At 55.4% G+C, this 25,718-nt stretch carries 26 protein-coding genes and 1 pseudogene; 15 read left to right on the forward strand and 12 right to left on the reverse strand.

The genetic code is table 11. From position 1 onward, the window contains the following. On the reverse strand, nucleotides 1–280 hold a 280-nt coding region (locus QN378_RS00005), incomplete at its 3' end, for a hypothetical protein (protein ID WP_323570698.1). Nucleotides 281–509: 229 nt separating this feature from the next. Between QN378_RS00005 and pstS the strand changes: the two genes are divergently transcribed. From pstS to pstB, 4 genes are all read left to right on the forward strand, one after another. Further along, nucleotides 510–1,526 carry a phosphate ABC transporter substrate-binding protein PstS gene (pstS, locus tag QN378_RS00010; protein ID WP_322204386.1) on the forward strand — a complete coding sequence of 339 codons (1,017 nt, stop codon included), beginning with the start codon at nucleotides 510–512 and terminating at the stop codon, nucleotides 1,524–1,526. Nucleotides 1,527–1,600: 74 nt separating this feature from the next. Then, entirely contained in the window at nucleotides 1,601–2,596 is a 996-nt protein-coding gene (gene pstC / locus QN378_RS00015; RefSeq protein ID WP_322204384.1) for a phosphate ABC transporter permease subunit PstC, read from the forward strand. After that, a complete protein-coding gene (pstA, locus tag QN378_RS00020; RefSeq protein WP_322204382.1) occupies nucleotides 2,593–3,489 on the forward strand; it encodes a phosphate ABC transporter permease PstA in 897 nt (298 codons plus the stop codon). Before pstC ends, pstA begins: the two co-directional genes overlap by 4 nt. Next, on the forward strand, nucleotides 3,489–4,268 hold the full coding sequence (gene pstB / locus QN378_RS00025) for a phosphate ABC transporter ATP-binding protein PstB (protein WP_322204380.1): 780 nt from the start codon (nucleotides 3,489–3,491) through the stop codon (nucleotides 4,266–4,268). Before pstA ends, pstB begins: the two co-directional genes overlap by 1 nt. On the opposite strand, the gene QN378_RS00030 is transcribed toward pstB, so the two are convergent. Further along, nucleotides 4,249–5,226: a LysR family transcriptional regulator gene (locus QN378_RS00030; RefSeq protein WP_323546925.1), complete on the reverse strand. Its 978-nt coding sequence runs from the start codon at nucleotides 5,224–5,226 to the stop codon at nucleotides 4,249–4,251. The two genes, pstB and QN378_RS00030, sit on opposite strands and share 20 nt — an antisense overlap. Nucleotides 5,227–5,434: 208 nt before the next feature. Here QN378_RS00030 and QN378_RS00035 point away from each other — a divergent pair, with 208 nt between their 5' ends. Genes QN378_RS00035 through QN378_RS00045 form a run of 3 tightly spaced genes read left to right on the forward strand, consistent with a single transcriptional unit; the run spans nucleotide 5,435 to nucleotide 8,304 of the window. Next, nucleotides 5,435–6,235 carry a glucose 1-dehydrogenase gene (locus QN378_RS00035; protein WP_323546927.1) on the forward strand — a complete coding sequence of 267 codons (801 nt, stop codon included), beginning with the start codon at nucleotides 5,435–5,437 and terminating at the stop codon, nucleotides 6,233–6,235. Continuing rightward, nucleotides 6,228–8,051: a glycoside hydrolase family 15 protein gene (locus tag QN378_RS00040; RefSeq protein WP_322204376.1), complete on the forward strand. Its 1,824-nt coding sequence runs from the start codon at nucleotides 6,228–6,230 to the stop codon at nucleotides 8,049–8,051. The genes QN378_RS00035 and QN378_RS00040 overlap by 8 nt, the downstream gene beginning before the upstream one ends. Before the next feature lie 34 nt (nucleotides 8,052–8,085). Then, complete coding sequence (locus QN378_RS00045; protein WP_322204374.1) at nucleotides 8,086–8,304, forward strand: DUF2945 domain-containing protein; 219 nt, start codon at nucleotides 8,086–8,088, stop codon at nucleotides 8,302–8,304. A 166-nt stretch (nucleotides 8,305–8,470) separates the two neighbouring features. On the opposite strand, the gene QN378_RS00055 is transcribed toward QN378_RS00045, so the two are convergent. Then, the gene (locus QN378_RS00055) at nucleotides 8,471–9,427 is read right to left on the reverse strand and encodes a GlxA family transcriptional regulator (RefSeq protein ID WP_322204372.1); all 957 of its coding nucleotides are present in this window, start codon (nucleotides 9,425–9,427) and stop codon (nucleotides 8,471–8,473) included. A 230-nt stretch (nucleotides 9,428–9,657) separates the two neighbouring features. On the opposite strand from QN378_RS00055, the gene QN378_RS00060 reads away from it, so the two are divergent. The 3 genes from QN378_RS00060 to QN378_RS00070 all read left to right on the forward strand — a co-directional run bounded on the left by QN378_RS00060 (nucleotide 9,658) and on the right by QN378_RS00070 (nucleotide 12,273). Further along, on the forward strand, nucleotides 9,658–10,290 hold the full coding sequence (locus tag QN378_RS00060) for a TetR/AcrR family transcriptional regulator (RefSeq protein ID WP_322204370.1): 633 nt from the start codon (nucleotides 9,658–9,660) through the stop codon (nucleotides 10,288–10,290). Further along, nucleotides 10,287–10,964, forward strand: a complete 678-nt coding sequence (locus QN378_RS00065) for a type 1 glutamine amidotransferase domain-containing protein (protein ID WP_322204368.1) — start codon at nucleotides 10,287–10,289, stop codon at nucleotides 10,962–10,964. Before QN378_RS00060 ends, QN378_RS00065 begins: the two co-directional genes overlap by 4 nt. Nucleotides 10,965–11,148: 184 nt before the next feature. Continuing rightward, nucleotides 11,149–12,273: an alkene reductase gene (locus tag QN378_RS00070; RefSeq protein ID WP_322204366.1), complete on the forward strand. Its 1,125-nt coding sequence runs from the start codon at nucleotides 11,149–11,151 to the stop codon at nucleotides 12,271–12,273. A 13-nt stretch (nucleotides 12,274–12,286) separates the two neighbouring features. Here the strand turns inward: QN378_RS00070 and QN378_RS00075 are convergent. Continuing rightward, a pseudogene (locus QN378_RS00075) lies at nucleotides 12,287–12,468 on the reverse strand (SAM-dependent methyltransferase); the annotation flags it as partial. Nucleotides 12,469–12,556: 88 nt separating this feature from the next. After that, nucleotides 12,557–12,772, reverse strand: a complete 216-nt coding sequence (locus QN378_RS00080; protein WP_322204364.1) for a DUF1330 domain-containing protein — start codon at nucleotides 12,770–12,772, stop codon at nucleotides 12,557–12,559. Between the two features lie 13 nt (nucleotides 12,773–12,785). Here QN378_RS00080 and norR point away from each other — a divergent pair, with 13 nt between their 5' ends. The 3 genes from norR (at nucleotide 12,786) to QN378_RS00095 (ending at nucleotide 15,772) form a co-directional block, all read left to right on the forward strand. Further along, on the forward strand, nucleotides 12,786–14,336 hold the full coding sequence (norR, locus tag QN378_RS00085) for a nitric oxide reductase transcriptional regulator NorR (RefSeq protein WP_322204362.1): 1,551 nt from the start codon (nucleotides 12,786–12,788) through the stop codon (nucleotides 14,334–14,336). A gap of 169 nt (nucleotides 14,337–14,505) precedes the next feature. Continuing rightward, a complete protein-coding gene (locus QN378_RS00090) occupies nucleotides 14,506–14,730 on the forward strand; it encodes a DUF6555 family protein (protein ID WP_322204360.1) in 225 nt (74 codons plus the stop codon). 190 nt (nucleotides 14,731–14,920) lie between these two features. After that, nucleotides 14,921–15,772: an urea carboxylase-associated family protein gene (locus QN378_RS00095; RefSeq protein WP_322204358.1), complete on the forward strand. Its 852-nt coding sequence runs from the start codon at nucleotides 14,921–14,923 to the stop codon at nucleotides 15,770–15,772. A gap of 43 nt (nucleotides 15,773–15,815) precedes the next feature. Here QN378_RS00095 and QN378_RS00100 read toward each other — a convergent pair whose 3' ends face one another. The 5 genes from QN378_RS00100 to QN378_RS00120 form a co-directional block, all read right to left on the reverse strand. Next, nucleotides 15,816–16,391 carry a nuclear transport factor 2 family protein gene (locus tag QN378_RS00100; protein WP_322204356.1) on the reverse strand — a complete coding sequence of 192 codons (576 nt, stop codon included), beginning with the start codon at nucleotides 16,389–16,391 and terminating at the stop codon, nucleotides 15,816–15,818. A 126-nt stretch (nucleotides 16,392–16,517) separates the two neighbouring features. Continuing rightward, the gene (locus QN378_RS00105) at nucleotides 16,518–17,366 is read right to left on the reverse strand and encodes an NAD-dependent protein deacetylase (RefSeq protein WP_323546931.1); all 849 of its coding nucleotides are present in this window, start codon (nucleotides 17,364–17,366) and stop codon (nucleotides 16,518–16,520) included. 144 nt (nucleotides 17,367–17,510) lie between these two features. After that, nucleotides 17,511–18,461, reverse strand: coding sequence for a class I SAM-dependent methyltransferase (locus tag QN378_RS00110; protein ID WP_322204352.1), 951 nt, complete (start codon nucleotides 18,459–18,461; stop codon nucleotides 17,511–17,513). Between the two features lie 131 nt (nucleotides 18,462–18,592). After that, nucleotides 18,593–19,693, reverse strand: a complete 1,101-nt coding sequence (locus QN378_RS00115) for an NADH:flavin oxidoreductase/NADH oxidase (RefSeq protein ID WP_323546934.1) — start codon at nucleotides 19,691–19,693, stop codon at nucleotides 18,593–18,595. Between the two features lie 70 nt (nucleotides 19,694–19,763). Beyond that, nucleotides 19,764–20,261 (reverse strand): peroxiredoxin-like family protein, encoded by a 498-nt coding sequence (locus QN378_RS00120; protein WP_322204348.1) that lies wholly within the window; start codon nucleotides 20,259–20,261, stop codon nucleotides 19,764–19,766. Between the two features lie 123 nt (nucleotides 20,262–20,384). Between QN378_RS00120 and QN378_RS00125 the strand changes: the two genes are divergently transcribed. Next, nucleotides 20,385–21,029 (forward strand): ATPase, encoded by a 645-nt coding sequence (locus QN378_RS00125; RefSeq protein WP_323546936.1) that lies wholly within the window; start codon nucleotides 20,385–20,387, stop codon nucleotides 21,027–21,029. 15 nt (nucleotides 21,030–21,044) lie between these two features. On the opposite strand, the gene QN378_RS00130 is transcribed toward QN378_RS00125, so the two are convergent. Both QN378_RS00130 and QN378_RS00135 read right to left on the reverse strand, forming a co-directional pair. Beyond that, the gene (locus QN378_RS00130) at nucleotides 21,045–21,635 is read right to left on the reverse strand and encodes a hypothetical protein (RefSeq protein WP_323546938.1); all 591 of its coding nucleotides are present in this window, start codon (nucleotides 21,633–21,635) and stop codon (nucleotides 21,045–21,047) included. Between the two features lie 242 nt (nucleotides 21,636–21,877). Continuing rightward, complete coding sequence (locus tag QN378_RS00135; protein WP_323546940.1) at nucleotides 21,878–23,503, reverse strand: methyl-accepting chemotaxis protein; 1,626 nt, start codon at nucleotides 23,501–23,503, stop codon at nucleotides 21,878–21,880. A gap of 457 nt (nucleotides 23,504–23,960) precedes the next feature. Here QN378_RS00135 and QN378_RS00140 point away from each other — a divergent pair, with 457 nt between their 5' ends. Continuing rightward, a complete protein-coding gene (locus QN378_RS00140) occupies nucleotides 23,961–25,679 on the forward strand; it encodes a ShlB/FhaC/HecB family hemolysin secretion/activation protein (protein ID WP_323546941.1) in 1,719 nt (572 codons plus the stop codon). Nucleotides 25,680–25,718 lie beyond the last annotated feature (39 nt).

Raw genomic sequence — 25,718 nt, forward strand, 5'->3', positions numbered from 1 at the left:
CTCCACCACCCGCGCCACCGCCGCCGCTTCCACCCATACCGCTGCCATTACTTGCGCCGCCGCCCTCGGCACCGCCGCCATTGCCTTTCATCGTCCCCATACTATTGGCCCCTGAACCATTAGAGGTGCCATTGGGGACTTTGCCATTTTCCATCGACGCCGGTGTTCTAGGCGCGTTGTCTTCAGGATCTGTGGCCCCGGTGGAGGAACTGGTGGCTGCGAGAGCCGCAGTGGAAAGCAGAGCTGCCAGGACCAGGGCGGTGATTTTTGTATGGATCATGATTGTAGTCTCGTAGTTTTAGGTTGGTACAGAACGTTGGTCCTTCTGTGCAATTAATAGGTGCCAATAAGCCGACCAGCGGTTTTGGGTAGCGTAGAGCGCTCACTACGGGTATTTTGCACTACCGTGAATTACTGTCATCAAGCGGAAATATTTAAAGCATTAAATCGTCACGGCTCCTTACTTGTGGGCTAACCACAAAATCCCCCCTTTCTGAGGTGTTGCCGTCATGTTGCTGACTAAAAACCGTCTGTCGCTTTTGCTGGCTACGTTGTGCCTGAGCGGCATGGCACACGCGACTGATGTAACCGGTGCAGGTTCGAGTTTTGTCTTTCCGGTGCTTTCCAAGTGGTCTCAGGACTATGGCAAAACTTCGCCGGATCGCATCAACTACCAATCGATTGGATCGGGCGGCGGTATTGCTCAGATCAAAGCTGCAACCGTTGATTTCGGCGCTTCCGATGCACCGTTGTCTGCCGAAGACCTGCAGGCTGCTGGCCTTGGTCAATTCCCAAGCGTGATCGGCGGTATTGTTCCGGTGTTCAACGTTGAAGGCGTAGAAGCCGGTAAGTTAAAGCTTGACGGCGAAACCTTGGCCAAGATATTTCAAGGCAAAATCACCAAGTGGAACGATCCAGCCATCGTTGCGTTGAACTCGGGCATCAAACTGCCAGATGCCAACATCACTGTGGTTCACCGTTCAGACGGTTCCGGCACCTCGTTCAACTTCACCAATTACCTGTCCAAAGTCAGCCCTGACTGGAAAGCGGGTCCAGGTTTCGGTACCGCAGTGCCATGGCCGGTTGGTGTAGGTGGAAAAGGTAATGAAGGTGTTGCGGCATACGTCAAGCAGATCAAAGGTTCGATCGGCTACGTTGAATATGCGTACGCTTTGACCAACAAAATGAACTCTGCTCAATTGAAAAACGCTGCCGGCAAGTTTATTGAGCCTAACGCTAAAGCTTTCCAGGCCGCTGCGGACACTGCCGATTGGGCCAGTGCCAAAGACTTTAACCTGATCATGACCAACGCACCGGGCGACAATGCGTGGCCGATCACGGCAACTACCTGGATTATCATGTACAAAAAAGCGAAGAACGCCGAGCAAAGCAAAGCGGCGTTCGACTTCTTCAAGTGGTCTCTGGAGCACGGCCAACAACAAGCTGCCGCTCTAGACTATGTCGCGCTGCCGGGTTCTTTGGTTCAACGGATTGAAGGCTACTGGAAATCTGACTTCAACCATTGATTTGAAGCCTTTGGCTCCCTCTCGCCCTGCCGTCTAGGTGGGGTGGCAGGGAGCATTCTTGCGAGTGGACCTTGATGACTGAACACACCCAAACCCTGTCCACGAAACATTCCAGCGTCGACAGTCTTGGCGACAAACGCGCTGCTCGGGATCAACGTCACGATCTGTGGTTTCGACGTTCGATGATGGGCGCTGCACTGCTGGTCCTGTTTTTGCTGATCAGCATTGCCGGGTCAACATTGTGGGGCGGCAGTCTGGCGTTTAGAACCTTCGGTCTGGATTTTCTTACCAGCACCGAATGGGATGCGGTAAACGGCCACTTCGGCGCGGTTGTGCCGATTTACGGCACGCTAGTCACCTCGTTCTTGGCGCTGTTGATTGCCGTGCCGGTGAGCTTTGGCATTGCAATTTTCCTGACTGAAGTTGCACCCCCTTGGCTGCGGATGCCGATTGCTTCGGCTGTCGAGTTGCTAGCCGGGATTCCCTCGATTATTTACGGCATGTGGGGGCTTTTTGTATTTGGCCCGTTCATGGCGGAGTACCTGTCACCTTGGATTAATGATTACCTCGGCGCACTGCCGCTGATTGGCTCCTTGTTCCAAGGTCCGCCCCTGGGTATCGGTATGCTGACTGCAGGCATTGTCCTGGCGATCATGATCATGCCGTTCATTACTTCAGTGATGCACGAAGTGTTTCGCAGCGTACCTACCACGCTCAAAGAATCCGCGTATGCCCTGGGCAGCACAACGTGGGAAGTGGTCTGGGACATCGTTCTGCCCTACACCCGATCAGCCGTGGTTGGCGGAGTGTTCTTAGGGTTGGGTCGGGCGCTTGGCGAAACCATGGCGGTGACCTTCGTGTTGGGCAATGCTCAACAATTTTCGGCGTCATTGCTGATGCCCAGCAGCTCAATCGCTTCAGTGATCGCCAACGAGTTCAGCGAGGCCTACACCGACCTGCACCGTTCGGCATTGATTGCACTGGGCTTTTTACTATTTGTGGTGACCTTCATCGTGCTGGCTTTGGCGCGATTTATGTTGATGCGCCTTTCGCGTAAGGAGGGGCTATGACAGACGCTACCGACACTCATAAGCTCAGCAACGAGCGCCTCTATAGGCGTCGAAATATAAAAAACTGGCTGGCCATGAGCCTTAGCTGTGGCGCCACCTTGTTCGGTTTGTTGTGGTTGGTTTGGATTCTACTCACCACCATCATCAACGGATTTCAGGCCTTGAACCTGAGATTGTTCACTCAAATGACGCCGCCGCCCGGTACTGAAGGGGGGTTAGCCAACGCGTTTTACGGCAGCGCATTGATGTCTGGTATTGCTTTGGTGATTGGCACGCCGATTGGCTTGATGGCCGGCATTTGGCTGGCCGAATTTGCGCGCTACACCCGTTTGGGCACTGCGATCCGCTTCATCAACGACATTTTGCTGTCGGCGCCTTCCATCGTATTGGGTTTGTTCATCTACACCGGTGTGATTCTGCCGCTGAATGTTCTGACCAACCATCAAGTCGGGTTTTCGGCTCTCGCGGGTGCTTTGGCCCTCGCCTTACTGGTGATCCCGGTGGTGGTACGCACCACCGATGAGATGCTGCAACTGCAACCCTCGACCATGCGCGAAGCCGCCTTGGCGTTGGGCGTCCCGCAATGGAAGTTAACCCTGCAAATTGTCCTGCGTGCGGCAAAAGCCGGGGTGGTTACGGGAGTGCTTCTGGCTCTGGCCAGAATTACCGGCGAAACCGCGCCGCTATTATTTACTGCATTCGGCAATCAGTTCTGGAGCAGCAACCTGCTAAAGCCGATTGCCAGCGTACCGGTCGTGATTTTCCAGTACGCCATGAGCCCCTTTGATGACTGGCACTCACTGGCCTGGGCGGGCGCGTTGATCCTGACGCTATTCGTGCTAATCCTCAGCTTGCTGTCCCGTTTGATCCTTTTGCGCAATAGGTTGACCTGATGAATAACCTCGCCCTAGCCAATGAAAGAACTAAAATTCGCGTGCGCGACCTAGAGTTCTTCTACAACGACCAACGCTCGCTGAAGTCCATCAACATGGACATTCCCGAAAAGCGCATCACAGCAATCATTGGGCCTTCAGGTTGTGGGAAATCTACGCTGCTGCGGGTGTTTAACCGTATTTATGCGATGTACCCGAAGCAGGAGGCCAAGGGCGAAGTGCTGCTCAACGGTGAAAATATTCTGGCGCCGGGTTATTCGATGAATCGACTGCGTAGCCATGTCGGCATGGTTTTTCAAAAACCGGTACCGTTCCCGATGTCGATTTTCGACAACATCGCTTATGCCGTACGTCACCACGAGAAACTGTCGCGGCGGGAGATGGAAGAGCGCGTCGAACAAGCTCTGCATGGCGCAGCCTTGTGGGACGAGGTCAAAGACAAACTCAAGCACAGCGCGCAAAGCTTGTCCGGTGGTCAGCAACAGCGCTTGTGCATCGCGCGGACTATCGCCCTGCGCCCTCAAGTGTTGTTGCTCGACGAACCGACTTCAGCCCTCGACCCGATCTCTACCGGCCGTATCGAGCAACTGATCACTGACCTGAAAGAGCAGTTCACGGTGATCATCGTCACTCACAACATGCAACAAGCTGCTCGAGTCTCGGACTACACCGCGTTCATGTTCATGGGTGAACTGATTGAGCACGGCGACACCGATACGATTTTTACTAAACCGAGCAAAACTCAGACCGAAGACTACATCACAGGGCGCTTCGGTTAAGGGCTGTATCAACGGCGACATTTACGGTTACGGGAATGGCGAGCGTCTGCGGGCGGTCACTCATGAACGCCTCAAGCCTTCCGCGTAGCCAGCGTTCTGCCGGGTCGGTGTCACTGAGACTGAGCCACACCATGGACAGCTCCATGGTAGGGGTGACGAAGGGCAACTGCTCTGCAAACATCGAACTGGACGCCGCAGCCATGGCGATAGCCGTGTAATCTGGCAAGCTCGCCAGCAGATCGGTGCCAGCCATCAATGCCGGTAAGGTGCTGTACTGGGGAATCGACAACACCACATGCCGTTTACGACCAATTGCCCGCAGCCACTCGTCCGAGAAGCTGCTGACGTTGGCGGTGTGCGAGACCACCACGTGCGGCCGTGAGCAATACTCATCAAGAGTCAAGGGTGTCGATGAGGCATCTGCTCGCAGCACGTTCGGGTACATGTTTCTGAGTGTTTTGCGCTTGGCGTTGGCCGGCAGGTCTTCGGTGCGGCTTATACCCACGGTAATTTCACCGGCCATCAGCAGTTCCGACATATTCCAGTGATCAACGTGCTTGACCACGATCACGATCATCGGCGCTTCTATACGGATAGCGCGCAATAATGCAGGCAACAGGCCGTATTCGACGTCATCGGACAGCCCGATGCGGAACGTCATGTTGCTCTCGTCGGGATTAAAGTCACGCGTCAGGCTCAAGGCTGTGGACATCGCGTCCAATGCCGGCGACAAGTGCTGGATAATCTCAAGGGCTCTGGCGGTCGGCTCCATACGGTGGCCAACTCGAACAAACAACGGATCATTGAGAAGTGTACGTAAGCGGTTCAGCGCTGCGCTGATTGTAGGTTGGCCGAGAAACAGCTTTTCCGCAGCACGGGTTACGTTGCGCTCTTGCATGAGTGTTTCGAAAACCACCATCAAATTGATGTCAGCTTTGCGCAATTCGTTGCGATTCATCTATTGCCGTCCTCTGAACATCTACATATGGCCAAACGGCCAAACGACGAAAAAAACGCGCGCACGCAAACAGCTGACAGTTTAGGAAGCTGATGTCCTACCGTCTATATCGGCTTTAGTCCGGTACCCCTTAAGTAGTAGTGATAAATGAACTTAGGGTTGCCCGCACCTGTCAGTTTTATGGACCCACTGAGAGACTGAATCGCTCATGCATATTTCACTCAAACAGCAAGTTGCTTTAGTCACCGGCGCGAGTTCCGGACTGGGGGCTGGCGCGGCGCGGGCTCTTGCGGCCGCGGGTGCAGCGGTGGTGATCAATTACAATTCGCATGCGGAGCCTGCCGAGCAGTTGGTGAACGAAATTCGTGCCGCCGGGGGGCAGGCCATTGCTGTCGGGGCCGATGTGTCGAAAGAAGACCAAGTCGAGCATTTATTTGCCGAGGCAATCAACGCGTTTGGTTTTATCGATATTTTGGTGGCCAATTCCGGGTTGCAGAAGGATTCGCCCATTGCCGACATGAGCCTGGCTGACTGGAACACCGTGATTGAGGTCAATCTAACCGGACAATTTCTATGTGCGCGGGCTGCATTGCGCCAATTTGCCAAACAAGGCGATAGGCCCGGCGTCTCTCGCGCTGCGGGTAAAATTATTCACATGAGTTCGGTGCATCAACTGATCCCTTGGGCCGGGCATGCCAATTACGCAGCCTCCAAAGGCGGCGTGGACATGCTGATGCGCAGTATTGCGCAAGAGGTGGGGCAGCAGCATATTCGTGTCAACAGCATAGCCCCGGGGGCCATCCGTACCGCGATCAACGAAGCCGCGACCCACGGCGCAGCTGCGGAAAAACTGCTCAAGCTGATTCCCTATGGTCGAATCGGTGACGCCGAAGATGTCGCCAATGCAGTGGTGTGGCTGGCGTCCGACGCTTCTGATTATGTCCACGGCACGACCCTGTTCATTGACGGCGGCATGAGTTTGTACCCGGAGTTTCGCGACAATGGTTGATCGACACGAAGCGCAAAACCCTATCGAGAACCATGGCATCATCGGTGACATGCGCAGCGCAGCACTGGTGGCGGACACCGGTAGCATCGATTTTTGTTGCTGGCCGGACTTTGATAGTCCTTCGATTTTTACGGCTCTGCTCGACACGCCTGATGCCGGCATCTTTCAGTTAGCCCCGGATCTTGCGGATGCCCGACGCCAGCAAATTTACCTGCCAGAAACCAACATCCTGCAAACTCGTTGGATCGCCGAAGAGGCGGTGATTGAAGTCACTGATCTGATGCCTATTACCCACAGTGAAGATGACCTACCGCGCATTGTTCGTCGGGTCAACGTTCGCTATGGCCGCGCCATGATTCATATGCGTTGCACCGTGCGTTTAGACTACAGCCGAGCGCACACCCAGGCTCAGATGGTAGGCGATGACGTCTGTTTTTCTGCGCCCGGCCAGCCTGGCATGCGGTTGTCCGGTACCCAGGCGTTACACCTTGACGGGGCGAGCGCCACAGCTTCGTTCGAACTAAAACAGGGCGAGTTCGTGGAGTTCATTCTGGGGGGGGTCGACGATCCGCAAGTGGATGCCGGCAAATGCCAGCGCTACATGGATGAAACCCTGAGTTTTTGGCGCACGTGGAGCGCCAAGTCTAGTTACCGCGGACGCTGGCGGGAGATGGTCAATCGCTCGGCATTAGCGCTGAAGTTATTAACCTCTCGCAAGCACGGCGGAATCATTGCCGCTGCCACATTTGGCCTGCCAGAGACCAGCGGCGGCATCCGCAATTGGGATTATCGATACACATGGATCCGCGATGCATCGTTTACCGTCTACGCCTTTATGCGATTGGGCCATATCGATGAAGCCAACGCTTTTATGCGCTGGGTGCGTGGCCGCGTAGGCGATTGCTGTAACGACTCGCAAAACCTGGGGATTCTTTATGCATTGGATGGTCGAGAACACTTGCCCGAAGAAGAACTCTCGCACCTGTCCGGTTTCGGTGGCGCCAGCCCGGTACGAATCGGCAACGAGGCTTATCAGCAGACCCAGCTGGACATCTATGGCGAACTAATGGACGCGGTGTATTTGGTCAATAAATATGGCGAAGCGATTTCTTACGACGGCTGGAAAAACGCAACACGCCTTGTGGATCAGGTGTGCGAGAAGTGGCGCGAGAAAGACGTCGGTATTTGGGAAATGCGCGGCCAGGACCAGCACTTTCTGCATTCGCGGTTAATGTGCTGGGTCGCATTGGATCGTGCTTTGCGCTTGGCGTTCAAACGCTCTCTGCCCGCTCCGTTTGATCGTTGGGACAAAGAGCGTCAAGCGATTCACGACGATATTTGGAGCAACTTTTGGGACAAGGATCTCGGGCATTTTGTACAACACATTGGCAGCCACAGCTTGGATGCCTCTATGTTGTTAATGCCATTGGTGCGTTTCGTCGGTGCAAGCGACCCGCGCTGGTTGTCGACGTTGGATGCAATTGAAGGTCACTTGGTGCGCGACGGCATGGTCTATCGCTATCGTAACGATGACGCGCACGACGATGGGCTGGAAGGGGATGAGGGCGCCTTCACCGCGTGTTCGTTCTGGTACGTCGAATGCCTGGCCCGCGCTGGCCGGGTGGAACAGGCCCATCTGGAATTCGAACAGCTATTACGCTATGCAAATCCTTTGGGGTTGTATGCCGAGGAGTTTGATACTCACGGGCGCCATTTGGGTAATACCCCACAAGCGTTGAGCCATTTGGCGTTGATCAGCGCCGCCAGTTTCCTCGACCGCAAATTAGACCATGACGACACACAGTGGCAGCCCTGAACGGTTCTCTTAACAACAATAAAAGGAGAGTGTCATGAGTCACGTTTTTAAAGTGGGTGATCACGTTCGCTGGAATTCAGAGGCGGGACATATCATTGGCAAAATCACCAAAGTGCATGTGGAAGAAGTTGAATTCATGGGGAAAACCCGACATGCCTCCGAAGAACAGCCGCAATATGAAGTGAAAAGTGACAAGACCGGGCACCTGGCGATGCACAAAGAAGAAGCGTTGGAGAGGGTGGCGAATGGCTGATCGCCGCTGTTACGTCTGCATGGCGATTATGGGTTCATGAGCGAATATAGATTAGCCGGGTATGGGTCGATGACCGGGTGGCGCGGATTTATCGTGAGACGTCGCAGATTATGAAAGAGATTTTTGGGCGGACGTTGTAGGGCTCGTCAGCAGCGCGAAGGCGTCTTCAACTCATGGTAACGCCGGCCGCTGCGTTAAACAGCGGCTTCTGCATGGCCTGCGGCGGTTGACCGAACGCGCGCAGGAACGCTTGGCGCATCCGTTCCCGATCACCGAACCCGGTCTCAGTGGCGACCACCTCTATCGGATGGCGGCTGGTCTCCATCATCGTTCGAGCCGCTTCGACACGCAGGCGCTCGATGGCCTTGGCCGGGGTTTGCCCGGTTTCCTCGCGAAACACTCGGCTGAATTGACGCGGACTAAGCCTTGCAACCGCTGCGAGCGCTTCTACCGACAGGTCGTAGGTTAAATTCTCTCGCGCATAGGCTAACGCCAACTGCACACGATCAGATTTAGGGTCCAATTCCAGCAGCGCCGACAACTGCGATTGTTCGCTGCCGCGCCGTTGGTAGATGACCAGTTTTCGGGCAATTCTGCGGGCCAGGTCGCTGCCCAAGTCGTTTTCCACCATCGCCAGTGCCAAGTCAACGCCGGCGCTCATCCCGGCACCGGTCCAGACCTGGCCGTCGACCACGAACAATCGATCCTCCTCAAGACGAATGCCCGGATAGCGCTTTTTAAACGCCGGTGCGTGAAGCCAATGCGTGGTTGCGCGTTTGCCTTCGAGCAAACCGGCCTCGGCGAGGATAAACACCCCCATGCACAGCGAAACGATCCGCCGCGACTGTGCAGATGCGGCTCTGACGAAGTCGAGCAGGTTTTTTTCCGGCAAGCGGAATTCCAGGTAACCGCTAACAATCAGTGTGTCATAGCCCTCAGCGCGCATAGGCTCGCTGTTCACCGAGTAGCCTGCGGAGGTCATGACGGCGCCGCCGGTTTCTGACACCAGGTGAAACTCATAGGCCTGCTCGCCACGGAGCAAGTTCGCACACTCGAACACCGAGCCCAACGAGAGGCTAAGCGATTGAAAATTTGGGTAAATAACCAGCGCAACGCTATGCATTCAACCGCTCCGGTGGACGTGTGATAGGGGTAATTGTCTGTCCCTGCCGGGCAACTGGCAACTTACTTTTGATCAATGAAACGTTATCCCCATCAGCACCTCGCTGACCTTCAATCACGTCAGCCCCGATGTCCGGAATCCTTGCGGATACGACATTGCGCAGGTTTTTGTCGGCCTCTAACATTCACCTCAACGGCGTAGACGACTGGTCTACTTAGTGGCGGTGATTGATGACGACGACGAGCGCAAGCAAACCGGTGAAACAGAGCATCCTTGATGCCGCGCAGTTGATTGTGAGCAAGAAAGGCTTTTCAGCAGTAGGCCTGAACGAGGTGCTTCAAGCCGCTAACGTTCCGAAAGGCTCGTTTTACCATTACTTCGGTTCGAAGGACGCGTTCGGTGTTGCGCTGTTGGATGACTATTTCGAGACTTATTTGAAAGGAGTCGAAGCGCTTTTCCAGCGGTCCGATATATCTGAAGTTCACAAGTTAATGCTGTATTGGCAACGCTGGATTGAAAACCAAACCAAGGGGACTGATGCGGGCAAGTGTCTGGCGGTCAAGTTGGGTGCTGAGGTCGCCGATCTTTCTGAACCCATGAGGTCGGCACTTGATCGGGGCACTTCGCGGATTATCAAGTGCCTGGAGGACGCCGTGTCTCGTGGCATTGAACAACGCTCACTGACGAGTGATGAAGCACCCGCAGCGCTGGCATCACGCTTGTATTCGTTATGGCTGGGGGCGAGCGTTATGGCCAAGATCACCCGTACCTCGGTTCCATTTGAGCAAGCGCTGTTGATGACTAGTCAGCTTTTGGGCTGCACCGAACCCTATCGAAATCTAACCCCGAGGAAACAGACATGAAAGTATTGATGGTTTTGACATCGCACGACACGTTGGGCAGCACCGGGAAAAAAACCGGATTCTGGCTCGAAGAGTTTGCCGCGCCGTATTACACCTTCAAAGACGCCGGTGCCCAAGTACTGCTGGCATCGCCAGCAGGCGGCCAACCACCGCTGGACCCGAAGAGTGATGACGCCGACGCTCAGACTGAAATGACCAAGCGTTTCAAGGCGGACCCGCAGGCGCAACAGGCTTTGGCCAGCACCGTGAAGCTGGAAACAGTCAACGCCGCAGATTTTGATACGGTGTTTTACCCAGGTGGCCACGGGCCCTTGTGGGACTTGGCAGAGTCGAGCACCTCAATCGCCTTGATCGAAGCGTTCGAGCGCGCCGGTAAGCCTATCGGCTTTGTCTGCCACGCTCCCGGCGCCTTGCGTCACGTCAAGGCGGCTAATGGTCAACCCTTGGTTAAAGGCCGTCGGGTTACCGGCTTTACCAACGCGGAAGAAGCGGCGGTCGGGCTCACTGAGGTGGTGCCGTTCCTGATCGAGGACGAATTCCAGGCACTGGGTGGTGATTACCAGAAAGGTGCCGATTGGCAGCCGTTTATTATCGAAGACGGCCAATTGATAACCGGGCAGAACCCTGCAAGTTCCGAGGGTGTTGCCAAAGCACTGTTAAATCGGTTGGCTTGAACCCGCTGATTTAAGCCCAGTGGCTTAGTTTTACCGCATGAGCGTGTGCAAACACATGACCTCAACCCAGTAGATGCGCAGTTCCCACTGCGCATCGAAGCGTGTCACAGGATTAGACGCACGGCCGACCTGATTTCAACCTAGCAAGGCCAGGTGTTTAATTTCTTAATCCGGAATACCCAGCATGAACAATGACGCTCTATTTACCCACGTTAAGTTGGGTCGCCTTACCCTGAAAAACCGTATCGTTTTCCCGCCACTGACCCGCCAGAGAAGCGCCCAGCCCGGTGACATCGCCACCGACTTGATGTCGCTGTACTACCGGCAGCGTGCAACGGCAGGCTTTATGGTTAGCGAAGGCACCCAGATCGAGCCGCGCGGGCAAGGTTATGCCTGGACACCCGGCATCTACACCCAGGCGCAAATCGATGGCTGGAAGAAAGTGACCGAGGCGGTGCATGCCGACGGCGGCGTGATCTTCGCGCAACTCTGGCACGTTGGGCGGGTTTCGCATAATGCCTTGCAGCCCGACGGTGAATCCCCAGTGGCGCCGTCGGCTATTCAGGCGCAGAAAGTCAAGGCGTTCATCGAAACCGCTCCAGGCACTGGCGACCTGGTAGAGCCGTCCATGCCGCGTGCATTAAGCACGGGTGAGGTTAAAGCGCTGGTGGGTCTCTACGCACAAGCGGCAAGCAATGCCTTGGCGGCAGGTTTCGACGGTGTCGAAATTCATTCGGCAAACGGCTATTTGGTCAACCAGTTCATCTCTGAGCACGCCAACCAGCGTAATGATGAATACGGCGGTTCGCTGGAGAATCGGCTACGGTTTCTGCGGGAAATTATCCAGGCCGTGGTCGAGGTGGTAGGCCCTGACCGTCTGGGCGTGCGCTTCTCCCCGTTGTTCACCAGTACCGACGAGGACCGTGTGTATATCGGGCTCGTCGAAGAGGACCCGCATCACACCTACATTGAAGCGATCAAGGTGCTTGAGAACGCGGGTGTTGCCTACGTCTCCATCGCCGAAGCTGACTGGGATAACGCACCCGATTTGCCCGAGCAATTCCGCCGCGATGTACGCAGTGCATTCAGCGGCCGAATCATCTATGCCGGACGTTATACCGCCGAACGCGGCGCTCGGCTCATTGAGGCGGGTCTGGCTGATCTCATCGCTTTTGGCCGGCCCTACATTGCCAATCCCGACTTGCCAGAACGGATGATCAACGGCTGGCCTCTCAACCCACTTAATCACAAGGGTCTTTACGGCGGAACCGAGGTCGGCTTCACCGATTACCCGGTGTACCCAGGGTAAACGCCTTGTTTTTTCAATCCAGGCGCTGGCAGTGATAAGCCTGGGTTTGGTACGGGAACTCCATGGTGTCGTGTCCGCGCAGCGCCGGATGGGTTGCGACAAGCTACGCAGTTGCTCGGCCACCTGTGCTTTTTCCTCGGCCGGCAACCCCGCGATGAAACTCACTGACAGGAAGCGGTTCATGATCACGGACTCGGCGGTGCCTGCCCGTTCCTTGGAAAAACCCACCTGAGCAGCTTTGTGAACGACCGTCATTTTCAGTAATCCTCGATGTGGATGACGGTTAGTACCGGATAACGATGTCAGGGCTGAACGCGACATCGTTATCCGTGCCTTCGATAATCATCAGATCAGCGACCTCGTTGCCATCGCGTTGGAGTTTAGCGGCCTGATATTCCGGGGAGTAGTAACATGCGAGCGCTTTTTCCATGCTCTCGAATTCGATAACCACGTTTTGAGGCCGTGCCTGATAATGCGACTGCGGTCCTGATGACCACACTCACGGAGTCACAATGACTAATCCTTTACTGCTGGCGCTGGTGCCTTTGGTGGCCGATTTATCACGGGATCTACCCGACGATGAGCGCTATCGACGGCTGCTATGTTCGTTGCGTCAGCTGTTGCCGTGCGATGCGGTGGCTTTACTGAAGCTTGAGGGCGATGTGCTGGTTCCGCTGTCGGTGGAAGGGCTAAGTCCAGACACGCTGGGCCGCCGCTTTAAGGTTGAAGAACATCCTCGTTTGAAAGTTCTCCTGGAAAACCGCAGCCCGACTCGGTTTTCAACGGATTGCGGACTACCCGACCCCTACGATGGCTTGGTCGAAGGCCACCACGGGCACCTTGAAGTCCACGACTGCCTCGGCTGCCCTTTGTATATACAGGACAAACCCTGGGGCCTGATCACCCTTGACGCGTTGGACCCCTCTACCTTTGGCCGGGTCGATCTCGACACCCTTGAGGCCTTTGCCAGCCTGGCTGCCGCCACGGTAATGGCCAGCGAGCGAATCAACCAGTTGTCACGAAATGTTGAGGATCAACGTCAGTTGGCAGAAGTCTACAAGCGCGCGGCGGGCGGCCGGGGGCCGCGAGAACTGATGGGCCAGAGTCCTATCCACAAACGCCTTCAGCACGAAATTCAATTGGTTGGTAATAGTGCCTTATCAGTGTTGATTACCGGCGAAACCGGCGTTGGCAAAGAATTGGTCGCCGAGGCCCTTCACCTTCAATCACCCCGAGCGCAGAGACCGTTGATCAGCCTTAACTGTGCTGCTTTGCCTGAACTGCTGGTCGAGAGCGAGTTGTTCGGCCATGTCAAAGGTGCTTTCTCGGGCGCGGTTAACGGTCGCAGCGGCAAGTTTGAACTGGCCAACGGTGGCACGATTTTTCTCGATGAAGTCGGGGAGTTGCCGCTGGCGGTACAGGCGAAACTGCTGCGGGTATTGCAAAGCGGCCAACTGCAGCGGGTGGGTTCTGACCAAGAACACCATGTTGATGTACGAATTATTGCGGCGACCAACCGCGACCTCGCCGACGAGGTGCGCGCCGGCCGTTTTCGGGCTGACCTCTATCATCGACTGAGCGTTTATCCACTGCGGGTGCCCTCGTTGCGTGAGCGAGGGCGAGATGTGTTGTTGCTGGCTGGTTTTTTTCTCGAAGAAAATCGTGCGCGTATGGGCCTGCGCAGTTTGCGTTTGAACACTGAGGCGCAGAAGTCTCTGGTGGCTTATAAATGGCCGGGAAACGTTCGTGAGTTGGAACACCTGATTAGTCGCGCCACCCTAAAGGCACTTTCAAGCCATGCCGAGCGGCCTCGTATTTTAACCATTGAGGCCCAAAACCTGGGGCTAGAAGAACAGCGACCACCACCAGAGCCGGAGGTGAAAAACGACGCGGTCAGACTCAGTCAGGGCGAAGGTTTGAAGGAGGCGCTGGACGCTTATCAGAACACGTTAATCGTCGAAGCATTGACCCGGCACCAAGGAAAATGGTCCGAGGTGGCACGAGAATTAGGCATAGACCGCGCCAATTTGAGTCGGCTGGCCAAGCGTCTAGGTATTCGCTAAAAGTGCGTGCTGACAAATTGTCACGTTTGACTCATCCATTTGGCTGCACTCTGTAACCGACTGTATCCGCTTGAGTTGTTGTTATACCGCTCGGAACTAAGCACGGAATTTTTCTTAACAGAGGTGTGTCATCTGATCTCTACGATTGAGTTGATGAGGCCGCCAGTAGATGAACCATTCCAAACACTACAGAATCGATTACTTGCTTAATGGCAGTTTCAAATCGTTCTATATCAGCGCTGAGTTTATGGACAATACCGAGGCCTGGCACCACGCAAGTGTGGATGCTGGCATTGGCCGGATTCCAAAGTATCGGTTGGAAAGAGTACCTCGGGTTTCGCGCCCCTACGCCGAGCATTTTGGTATTTCGGACGTTGAATGGGCGCAGAGTTAAGGGCAAACGGGTGATGTTTTCCGGTGCAAGGCTACGCTCACGCGCAGGGGCGGGCGCCGCGCACGGGAAGAGTGTGCATACGGGAAGCCTTGCAGATCGGCGGAAGGAGGGGGCGTTTTCGGCACGATAAGTTGTTACATTCATTCGGCCAAATCTGTCAGTCCTTCTTCCAACGAGAGGCTATTGCCCCATGTACAAAGATTACCCTGCGGCTTATCAGGTCAGTAAAGGCTCCGCGCTCAACGTCGATAAAGCTTTTTATCAGCGTATCCGTGAACAGACACACGCACGCAGGTTGGTCGAGCAATTCGAGGTGCCGATCCGTACCGGGCACGCCTGGAAAGTCGCAGCAGGGCAGGTGTTTCGAGTGACAACCCCGGTAGGACCACAGGTGGGCGATTTCAATATCTGGAACGCTCATGACCCCCGCGAGCGGATGTGGGCGGCGCGAACCCGGCAACTTCAGGGTGCCCACGTTAGTACCTATGATCGGCTATGGTCGAACCTGCCGTTTCTGCGGCCGATGGCGACTATCACCGACGACAGTCTTGCCGGGTACGGCATTGATGAGCACGGCGGCCGTCTGCACGACTTACTCGGCACCCGTTGCGACCCCTACGTGAACAAGATGCTGACCGGCGAAGACTTTCATCACCACTGCCATTCGAACTTGACCCGGGCAATATTGCCTCATGGGCTGACCGAGTTCGATGTGCATGATGTGTTGAACATCTTTCAGTGCACCGGCCTTAATCACGACGACATGTATTTCATGAAAGCTTGTCCGGCGAAGAAAGGTGATTATCTTGAGTTTTTCGCGGAAATCGACCTGTTGTGCGCGCTGTCTACCTGTCCGGGGGGTGACTTGTCCTTGGCCATGTGGGGGCCTGACGCGCAAGACCCACTGACCGTTTGCCGGCCGCTGGGGGTGGAAATCTATCAACTTGACGACCGCCTGCTGGACGGCTGGAAGCAACCGGAACGCGCGGCCTATAAGGGCATGCACGGCTTGGAAATTGCCAAGCCTGAGTGGGAAAAATAGCACGTGTGGGGTTGCCCTCTGGCAGCCCCTTTGCGAACGGGTGTCAGCGCGCCAACCAGGCCAACCCGGCGGTTTTCATGTCGGTCTCCATCTGGCTGCCTTTGGTAGCAAACTTTCGCGTTACCGGGAAACCGCTTTTTTCCAACATATAGGCCAGTGGCGCATATTCCCGGGGATAACGCTCTAAAGTCTCGGCGTCTATGTCGACCACGCCCTGTGGGAAGGTGAACGAACCCAGGTCGTAGATGCTCTGGCGTTTAATGATTTTCCAGACACCGTTGCGTTGTTCGACCCAGTCATAAAAGCGGTTGTGTACGCTGCAGCCCAATCCCAGGGTGACGTTTTCGCCGACGATGATCGCGTTGGTTTCCACAATGGCTCGGCACGCATTGAACGTCACCATAGGCGCGGCAATGAAGTGCTTGGTTCGTAAATCCGAAGTGCCCATGTGCATCGAGGCGTTGACGAACTCACTGAAAAGGCCTTCAAACCAAGTCACCTCAATGGTGCCCTCTGGATGAAATAATTCGCGCAAGCTTTCCCATTGCCCAAGATCTCGAAAAATCCAGCCGTTGATCAGATCCGCAATAGTCATTCTATCTACAAGGTATTCGTACATGGCCAGCCCCTGTTTGAACAACGGTGCCCGATAGAGTGCCGAGCATCTTAATCTGACACGCAAAAGCAGGGATTGATCGGTTTAATTGGGGGGGTGCGCTGCCTTGTCGCATTAGCGCAGGCTGGCTCAGTCGAAAGTGTCTAGTCGCTCGGCAATCAGCGGCAACAATACCTCACAAGATGCCTCGATTTTCAAATCAAGAAAGTCATCGGCACGGGTTTTACCGAAGTTGATGGCGATCAACGGTTTTTTTTGATCGGCCATGGCTCGGCACAAACGGAACGCGGAAAACGCCATTAACGACGAACCTACTACCAAAAGGCCCTGAGCCTGTTCAACCGTGCGCATGGCTTTGATCGCGGTCAACTGGGCGACGTTTTCACCAAAAAATACCACGTCCGGTTTCAAGCGATCGCCTTGGCAATGTGGGCAACGCGGTACTTGGAAGCGCGCTTCGAACGCAGGGTCGAGTAACGTGTCGCCGTCTGGCGCCTGAACCGCATCGACACCTGACAGGTAGGGATTTTGGGTTTCCAGAATCACTTGGATCGCATCGCGATCTGTGCGCTGTCCACATTCTAGGCACACCACCCGGTGCAAACTGCCATGCAGTTCGATCACGTCGCGGCTGCCGGCTTGATCGTGCAGCGTGTCGACATTTTGCGTAATAACCCCGTTAATCAACTGCCGCGCCTGCAACTCCGCCAAGGCTTCATGCGCCGCATTGGGCCGCGCCAGGCGGATCCGAGGCCAGCCCAGCATAGCGCGCGCCCAATAGCGTTGGCGTGCGTTGGGGGCGTTGATGAAGTCCTGATACATCATGGGTGCTTTGCCCCGGCGTACCCCGTCTTTATTCCGGTAATCAGGAATCCCGGAAGAGGTGCTGATACCGGCCCCGGTCAGCACTAGGAACGGCCGTTCGGCCATCAATCGGCACAGAGTCTCCACGCCATCTCGGGTCAGACTGTCGATCATGGGAACGCTCCGTTGCGATGCGCGCAGGGTTGGGAAGGTGAATAACGATAGTCTGTTTTTAGGGCTTTATGTCAAGCCAGGGGGTACCACGGCGGGTCGAATTTTTTTAAAAAAAACCAAACTCGCAGTAGCGTGCTCCGACAGTTAAATACCTATAGCCTCCACTATAAATACCAATGCCTTCAACCCACCTTCCACCTGTTCGTCGGCGAATTCAGGCGGGTTTTCCAGGCGATATTGAAAAGTCAGGTTGGGTGCTTCGATGGCCATGTGGTCGATGAGAAAATCTGATCCGATGGACGGATCGTTGATGCACGCCAGTACGATGCCTTGGTTGTTAAGCAGGCCGGGCAGCCGACGGAGTATTTTTTGATAATCCTTGGTCAAGACAAAGCTGCCTTTCTGAAACGATGGCGGGTCGATGATGATCAGATCATAGGGGCCGTCTCGTTTGACCCTGGCCCAGGATTTGAACAGGTCGTGGCCAAGGAAACCTACGCGGCTCAGATCGTGCTGATTAAGCCTATGGTTTTCTCGCCCGCGACTGAGGGCGGCTTTGGCCATGTCGAGGTTGACCACCTGTTGCGCACCACCGGCAATCGCCGCCACGGAAAACCCGCAAGTGTAGGCGAAAAGATTGAGCACCCGCTTGCCTTGGGAGTGGGCTCTCACCCAGTTGCGCCCGTAGCGCATGTCGAGGAACAAACCGGTGTTTTGATTTCGGCCAAAGTCCAGTTTGAATTGCAGACCGTGTTCGATGATAACGCCATGGTCAAACGGCTCACCCAGCAACCACTCGGTGCTGCTGTCTTGTAAGTACCGATGTTGCAGCAACAGGGTGTGGGCACCGCAGTCCAGCCATTGCGGCGATACGGTCAGTGCTTCGAGCATTTGGCGCAAAGCTGTCATTTCAGTGGCGTCGAGTTCTTTGAACAGCGACACCAGCACTACGCCTTTCAGCCAGTCCGCAGTCACATTTTCCAGGCCTGGCCAACGTCGGCCACGGCCGTGGAACAGGCGCCGCGCTTCTTCGGGAGCGGTATTTAAGGCATCAAGCAGATGGGCGCGCAGAAGGGACAGTGCATCCGAATTCATAGAGAAATATCGTTCATTCATAAGCGCGCAGTTTAAGCGCAATGGCCTGAACGCCGAGGGTCTTTCTCATGGGCAAAAGCAAAAAAAGGCATCCGCTACTGCGGATGCCTCCTTGTTTACACCGCTATCGATCAAGCGACGCTGTAACGCTCCAACCAATGGGCGTATGGCGCAGGCAAGACCCAGGAAGGGTTTTCGACTCCCAGCTTGCGGGCCGCGTGCAACGGCCAATGCGGGTTGTCTAGCATGGCGCGGCCGAAGCTCACCAGATCTAGTTGGCCTTCAGCAATGGCCTTTTCCGCCAGCTCTGGCGTTCCCATGCCCCAAGACGCCGTGACCGGCAAGCCGACTTCGCGGCGAAAACGTTGGGCGATAGGCGCAAGAAACGCTGGCGTGCCCCAAGGGACGTCGGGGGTGGCAATGGAAAAGCCCATGCTCACGTCGAGTAAATCAACGCCAATCGCCTTGAGCTGTTTGGCCAGTTCGATCGACTCCGACAGATGCTCTTCGTCCTGACCATCGTATTCAATCACCCCCAAACGAACGGCCAGCGGAAGATGCTGCGGCCAGACTTCGCGAACTGCGGTGAGGGTTTCGAGCATGAATCGCGCGCGGTTTTCGAAGCTGCCGCCGTATTCATCGGTGCGCTGATTAGAGTGTTTCGACAGGAAACCCATTGCCAGATAACCGTGGGCGAAGTGCAATTCAAGCCATTCGAAACCGACATCACGGGCGCGTATGACAGCCGCCACATGGTCTGCTTTGGCCTTGGCGATGTCTTCGAGGGTCATGGCCCGAGGCACTTTGGGCAGACTGCCGCCGAGGGCGATGGCCGAAGCAGATAGAGTTTCCCAGCCGCGTGGATCGTCTTTAGCCATGTGGTCGTCGCCTTCCCACGGACGGTTGGCGCTGGCTTTACGGCCAGCGTGACCCAACTGAATCCCCGGTACGGCACCCGCGTGTTTGATCGCCGCAACGATGGGCCGCAGAGCTTGTGCTTGTTCGTCACTCCACAGGCCTGCGTCGCCAATGCTGATCCGTGCTTCGGGCGAAACTGAAGTCCCTTCGACGGTCACTAGCGCGGCGCCGCCTCGGGCCAGGCTGGCATAGTGAACGCGGTGCCACTCTTGGGTTACGCCCTCGATGGCCGAGTATTGGCACATCGGCGACACGACAATGCGATTGCGCAGTGTCACGCTTTTGAGGGTAAACGGTTGAAAGAGAGCTGACATGCTTAGAATCCTGAGAGTTGATTAGTATTTCTAATTCAATGAGTTATGCATTGATCGCGAGCGAGAAGAATCAGTTGGCGTGGGTCCGTAACAGTTCGAGCGTCGGAAACACTTCCGATGGCTCTGGGCGCATCGTGTAATCGGCGTTGACCTCGGCGTAGGCGATCACGCCGTCCTGACCGATGACGTAACGCGCAGGCATCGGCAGGGTCCAGCTGTCTTCGCCGTTGAACACGGTGATGTCAGCGCCAACCGCTTTGTGGATCGGCTTCAGGTAGTCCGGAACATCCCAACGAATACCGAAGGCGGCTGCGAGGTCGCCGCCCTTGTCACCGAGGATCGGAAAGCCGAGTTTATTGTCGCGCTGGGATTTGCGGCTGTTGGCGGCGGTTTGCTGTGACACGGCAACCAACGTGGCGCCGAATGCTTCTATCTGAGCGCGGGTTTCTTCCATTGCCTGCAGGTCAAGGTTGCAATACGGGCACCAGACGCCACGGTAGAAGGTCAGCACCAGCGGACCTTTGACCAATAGGTCCTGATCCGGGCGTAGTTCGCGGTGCGCGTGCACGCCGCATTGCAAACGTAACCACTATCTGTTTAGTCGATACTGACCATCACTGTTTGGGACGCGGGATTTATCCAAAGAAGGTTCAGGATGGCTATCTGCCAACCGAGGCTTTGGAGATGTGACATGAAAATTCGAATTGCAGCGTTGCTCGCCCTTGTGGTCATGTTGGCGGGGTGCGCTACCGGTGCCGCTCAGTCTTCTGACAATCAAGACGGGGTGTTCAGATCGGCGACCCAGGCTTCGGGTTTGGCGTTAAAACATACTCAATCGGTTGGCGTAGTGTTCAGTGAGAACACCGTTACTAACCTTGCTTACCTTGAGCGTTACCACGCGGTTGCGCAAAATAGCCAACAACTCGAGGAAGAAATACAGAGAGCATTTGTCTCCAGTTCCGATCCTGCGTTGGCCATCGACTGGTTGAAGACTTCATTACAGGCTCAATTTGCATCGGTTAATTTCTACGACAATCTGGACGCGCTGATGGCCGCAAGACCCGATATCATCGTGTTGCTTGACACTAGCAACGTGCTTGTGACGCCACGCAGCCCTGACGTACAGGCCAGTATCGTTGCTGAATTTTTTGATGCGCAACTGAACTACATTGGTAAAGCCGAAGGCCACGCTGGCAAAAACCTCTCGCCAGTGTGGGCACTTAGTAAGTCTGCGCCTGAAGTAGCGGCTGAGATCAACGGGCAACGGGTGGTGCAGGTTGACGCGTTGCAACAATTCGATGCCTCGCTTTACACCTTGCTCAACGCCAGATCTTGAGCGGCTTATCTGAGGTCAGCGGGCGTTCAAACCTTCGATGATTCGCTTGATCAAGGCGGTATGCCCGGCCTGATCATCGGCCCGCGAGACTATTTGAACAACCGACATGTGATTGCCCGAGCCCGACAGGAACGTGGTGTTCAGAGTACTACCGCCGCCCATGGTGGCCGTACTGTCAATCTCACGGATACCAAGCCCCTTGATAGTCATTCTGTGTTCATTGGTTTGCTTGAAATCAGGCAGGGCTTCGCTCTGCTGACGAACGAAGCCGGTCACCGAGCTGTCGAGAAATCCATCGTCGTTGTCACCTGCCTTTAACCCATTGGGCAAGGCGTTTTGCGCCGCAATAATGACCCGTTTTTCGTCCTTATTGACGTACATCGTCCCGGTCGCGCCCGCCGTCCCATTTTTCGCGTCGCCGGGTGGAAGGGCTCGCGCGACGTAGCCTTTAGGCAAGTTAAACGCGAATTTACCCTCCAGCGTCGACAGCTTGGTGGCTGCAGTTGCAGGGTGCGCGGGTTTGTTCGCGGCGAAACTGCTCATGCCGACCAACAGTGCCGTCAGGCTCAGCGCCAGGGCAACGGTATTCTTGCTGATAATCGACATCCGATTTTTCCTCATAAAAGCCAACTGCGCAGCGGGGTCGGGGCTGCCTAGGTCAGGACAATAGCAATTTCAATTCGCTTGCGCTGCACAGCCGTTAGAACCCTCTGTTAATGGAAAAACAGGGAATTCAATAGATGGATGCCTCGTGCGCGCACAGCGGGTTAGCCTCACCAAGCTAACCCGGTTTGCCAATGACAACTCGAATATTGACGGCCTGTTTGCGAACCGTGCGAGGCGCTGATTCAGACCCTGAAGCGCTGTACCATTTGACTGAGTCCCACGGCGAGGCGTGACAACTCATTACTGGCGTGGAGTGTCTGGCGAGTGCCCTGATCACTTTGCACGGCCAGGTCACGGATACTGGTTAAATTACGATCCACCTCGCGTGCGACGCTGGCCTGCTCTTCGGATGCCGTGGCGATTTGCGAGTTGCGGTCGTCAATTTGGCGCACTGAATGGGTAATTGACTCCAGTGAGCGTCCGGCCTCGTCCGCTGCTTGTTTGGTCTCATGAGCCAAGGTAGCGCTCAGGTGCATGGCGGTTACCGCAGAAACACTTTGCTGCTGAATAGCGGCAATCATTTCTTCGATTTCCTGGGTTGAGGTGTGCGTACGGTGAGCCAATGCACGGACTTCATCGGCAACCACCGCAAAGCCTCGTCCTTGCTCCCCTGCTCGGGCGGCTTCGATTGCAGCGTTTAGCGCCAGCAGATTGGTTTGCTGTGCTATCGCACGTATCACGCTGAGCACCTTACTGATGTCTTGCGCTTGACCAGCAAGACCCTGGATCTGTTCTGAAGTCACTTCCACCTGCGCCGTCAGTGTATTGATGGCCTTTAACGTATCACCCACGCGCAAGTTACCGAATTTGGCGGACTCGGTGGACTCCCGTGCAGCCTCAGACGTGGAGGTTGCATTTTGCGCCACTTCCTCCACCGCAGCGCTCATCTCGTTAACGGCCGTGGCGGCTTGCTCAATCTCGCTATTTTGCTGACGCAACGTTTTGCTGGCGGCTTCGGTGATGGTCGTCATTTCAACGGCCGCCTCACTCAATTGGGTGGAGGACTTGGCGATTTCTTGAAGCGTATCTCGCAAACTTGCCTGCATCTGGGCCAATGCCGCCGTTAAACGAGAAGCCTCATCAGTGCCGGTAATAATAATAGGCTGAGTTAGGTCGCCTTCGGCAATGCGTTGTGCTAGTTGCAACGACTCATTGATGGGTGTGACGATACTTCGGGTTAACAACAGGGCGAGCACAATAGTCATAAATACTGAGACACTAACGACACTGCCCACAACTATAATGCTCTTTGAATATGCGTCTTTAGCCGATACCCCCGATTGAGTGGCGCCGCGTGCATTAAGTTCGCGCAACTCCGTTAACTTGGCCTGAATTGCCAGTGCCCGATCGCGTAATTCGTTGTTGGCAAAAGCAACAGCCTGCTCTGGGTCGCTGGCACTCACTTGCTCTAATTGAACAGTGCCATCGACATAGCGTGTCATCAGTGCGGACGCATCATTGAACAGCGTGCGCTCTGCCTCACCAGAGATCAGGTTGGCGCGATAGTAATTGATACGCTCAGCCAGCGTGGCGCGGGCCTTGTTGATCTGTTGAGTGGTGCTGGCGCGCTCGTCACTGTTGCGCGAGCTTAGCAGGCGGGTGGCGGCTAACCGTAGCTCAAGAAGGGCTACCTGAATATCGTCACTGGTCCTGATACTCGGTAGCCAGTTGGTCTCGATAGCCTGTTCTGCGTTTCTAAGGTTTCCCATCTGGAGGTATGAAAAAAGACCAAGCCCGACCACAAGTAGCGTAATCAAAGTAAAGCAGAGGCTGGCTCGAAGAGCTATGTTGAGAGACCTTAGATTCATCGCGTTGTATCCATAGTTTAACGGCCTCATCGATCCACTTGGCAAGTGGTCTCTGGCCTATTGCTAGTTCTCTATAAACTAAAGGCTGTTGTATGCCTACCCTATTTATAAACTATCTTTGGTGGTCGACAGGTTCCAGACAGCTAAGGGTATGTTTGATCATGTCTGCCTGAAGCGGCAACAAGGGCCAGTTATGGATAAAAGTTAATACTGTTTAATTGACCAAAGCAAATTCCAGCCAGGGTGAGGGCCACCCGCTTTCGACCCCCCCTCTGTCGTTTTGCGGAGCCAAGACTTTTTTGCCGAGTTTCTCCGAAACTGCTTAGTGCGCTAATGATCTGGAAGAGGAATATTTCTAGTTTGAAATATTTTGACGCAATAAATTGACGTCATTAAGCTAACTAATTACCCTTGCTGGCATATTGATATTGATCATGTCTTCGAAGGAACGAAAAGTATGTGGGTATTCACCCTCGGGATGAGGTTATGTGGTCTCGCGTTACTGGTGTATTTGAGTGCGCTAAACGTGGCGTCGGCCGCCCCCGGACCTTCCCCCGGCGAACAAGACCTGATTCGTGAACGCCAGGACCGCTTGCTGGAAGAGCAACGCAAGCGCCTTGATGACCTGCAAGAACTGCCGGGTAAACAACGCCTGCCCAGCGCGCCGACAGCGCCTGCCGAAACCCGCTGCTTCAACATTCAGCACATCGACATCAAAGGCGCCGATCATCTTTCCGAGGCCGACCGCCAGCAACTGACGCGCCCGTTTCTTGGCAAATGCCTGGGGGTCGGCCAGCTCAATGAACTGTTAAAAGTCATCACCGACCTGTACCTCGACCGAGGCATGGTCACCACCCGTGCCTATTTACCGCAACAGGATCTGTCCAGCGGCAACCTGAGCATTCTGGTGGTCGAGGGCAAACTCGAAGGCCTCAAGGCCGACGACGGCAGCGGTTTATCGGCCCGTGAACTGGCCATGAGTTTCCCCGGCAGCGAAGGCAACCTGCTCAACCTGCGAGAGATCGAGCAAATGGTCGATCAGCTCAACCGCCTGCCAAACAACCACGCGCAAATGGAGCTGACGCCCGGCAAAGAAGTCGGCGGCAGCCAAGTCTTAGTAAAAAACACCCCGAGTGCACCGTGGCAAGCCTCGTTGTCGCGTAACAACAACGGTCAGCGCAGCACCGGCGAGCAGCAAGCGTCAGTCGGTTTGGAGTGGAACAGCCCGCTGGGCTTGTCCGATCAATTGATGCTGCGCGGTGGCCATGACGTGGTCAGCGATCACACCCGCACCTCGAAAAATGCCTTCCTCAATTACAACTTGCCGTGGGGTTGGTGGAATTTCAGTTACAGCTACAGCCAAAGTGATTACCGCTCAGAAGCCCAAGCCAACGCCTTCAGCTTCAAACAGAACGGCGACAGCGAAAACCATCAGTTGCGCGCCGAGCGGGTGATCTACCGCGACGCGGTCAGCAAGACTTCACTCAACGTCGGCCTGGCGTATCTGAACAGCAATAACTACATCGAAGACAGTCGCATCGACGTCAGCAGCAACCGCCTCAGCGAAGCCCAGTTTGGCATCAACCACGGCCGTCGCATCGGCAGCGCCTTCATCAACATCGACTTGGGCATTCAACACGGCGTCGGCGCATTCGGCGCGCAAGGCGATGACCGTACCAGCGGCAGCCAACCCGACGCTCGTTATCAAAAATACACCGGCACCTTGAGTTACCTGCAGCCGTTCAAGCTGTGGGACGAATCTTTGAGCTTTAGCAGCCTGATGACTGGCCAGCACAGTGAAGACGTGCTGTTCAGCCCGCAGCGCATGAGCCTCGGCGGCTTGTCGTCGATCCGTGGCTACAAGGACCAAACCCTGTCGGGCGACAGCGGCGGTTACTGGCGCAACGACCTGCGCTGGAGTCGCCCGGTGGCGTGGGGCTGGTTGCGACCGGTGCTTGCCGAATACGGCACTAGCCTCGGTTACGACCAGGGCGTAATCAGCCGCGACCGTTACAACGGCGCGGAACACGGTCGGGTGTCCAGTGACTCAGTGGAGCTGTTTGCCAAGGGTCAGCACCTGTCCGCCAGCGTGACGTTCGCTCATTCCCTGGAGCGCCCCGGCGCCCTGAGCGAACACGAAACGCCGATCTACTTCCAGATGGATTTCTTTCTTTAAAGAATTTCCCTTGTCACCTGTTTACCGCATCGAGACCCT

The sequence above is a fragment of the Pseudomonas sp. 10S5 genome (genome assembly GCF_035019745.1).
Lineage (GTDB): Bacteria > Pseudomonadota > Gammaproteobacteria > Pseudomonadales > Pseudomonadaceae > Aquipseudomonas.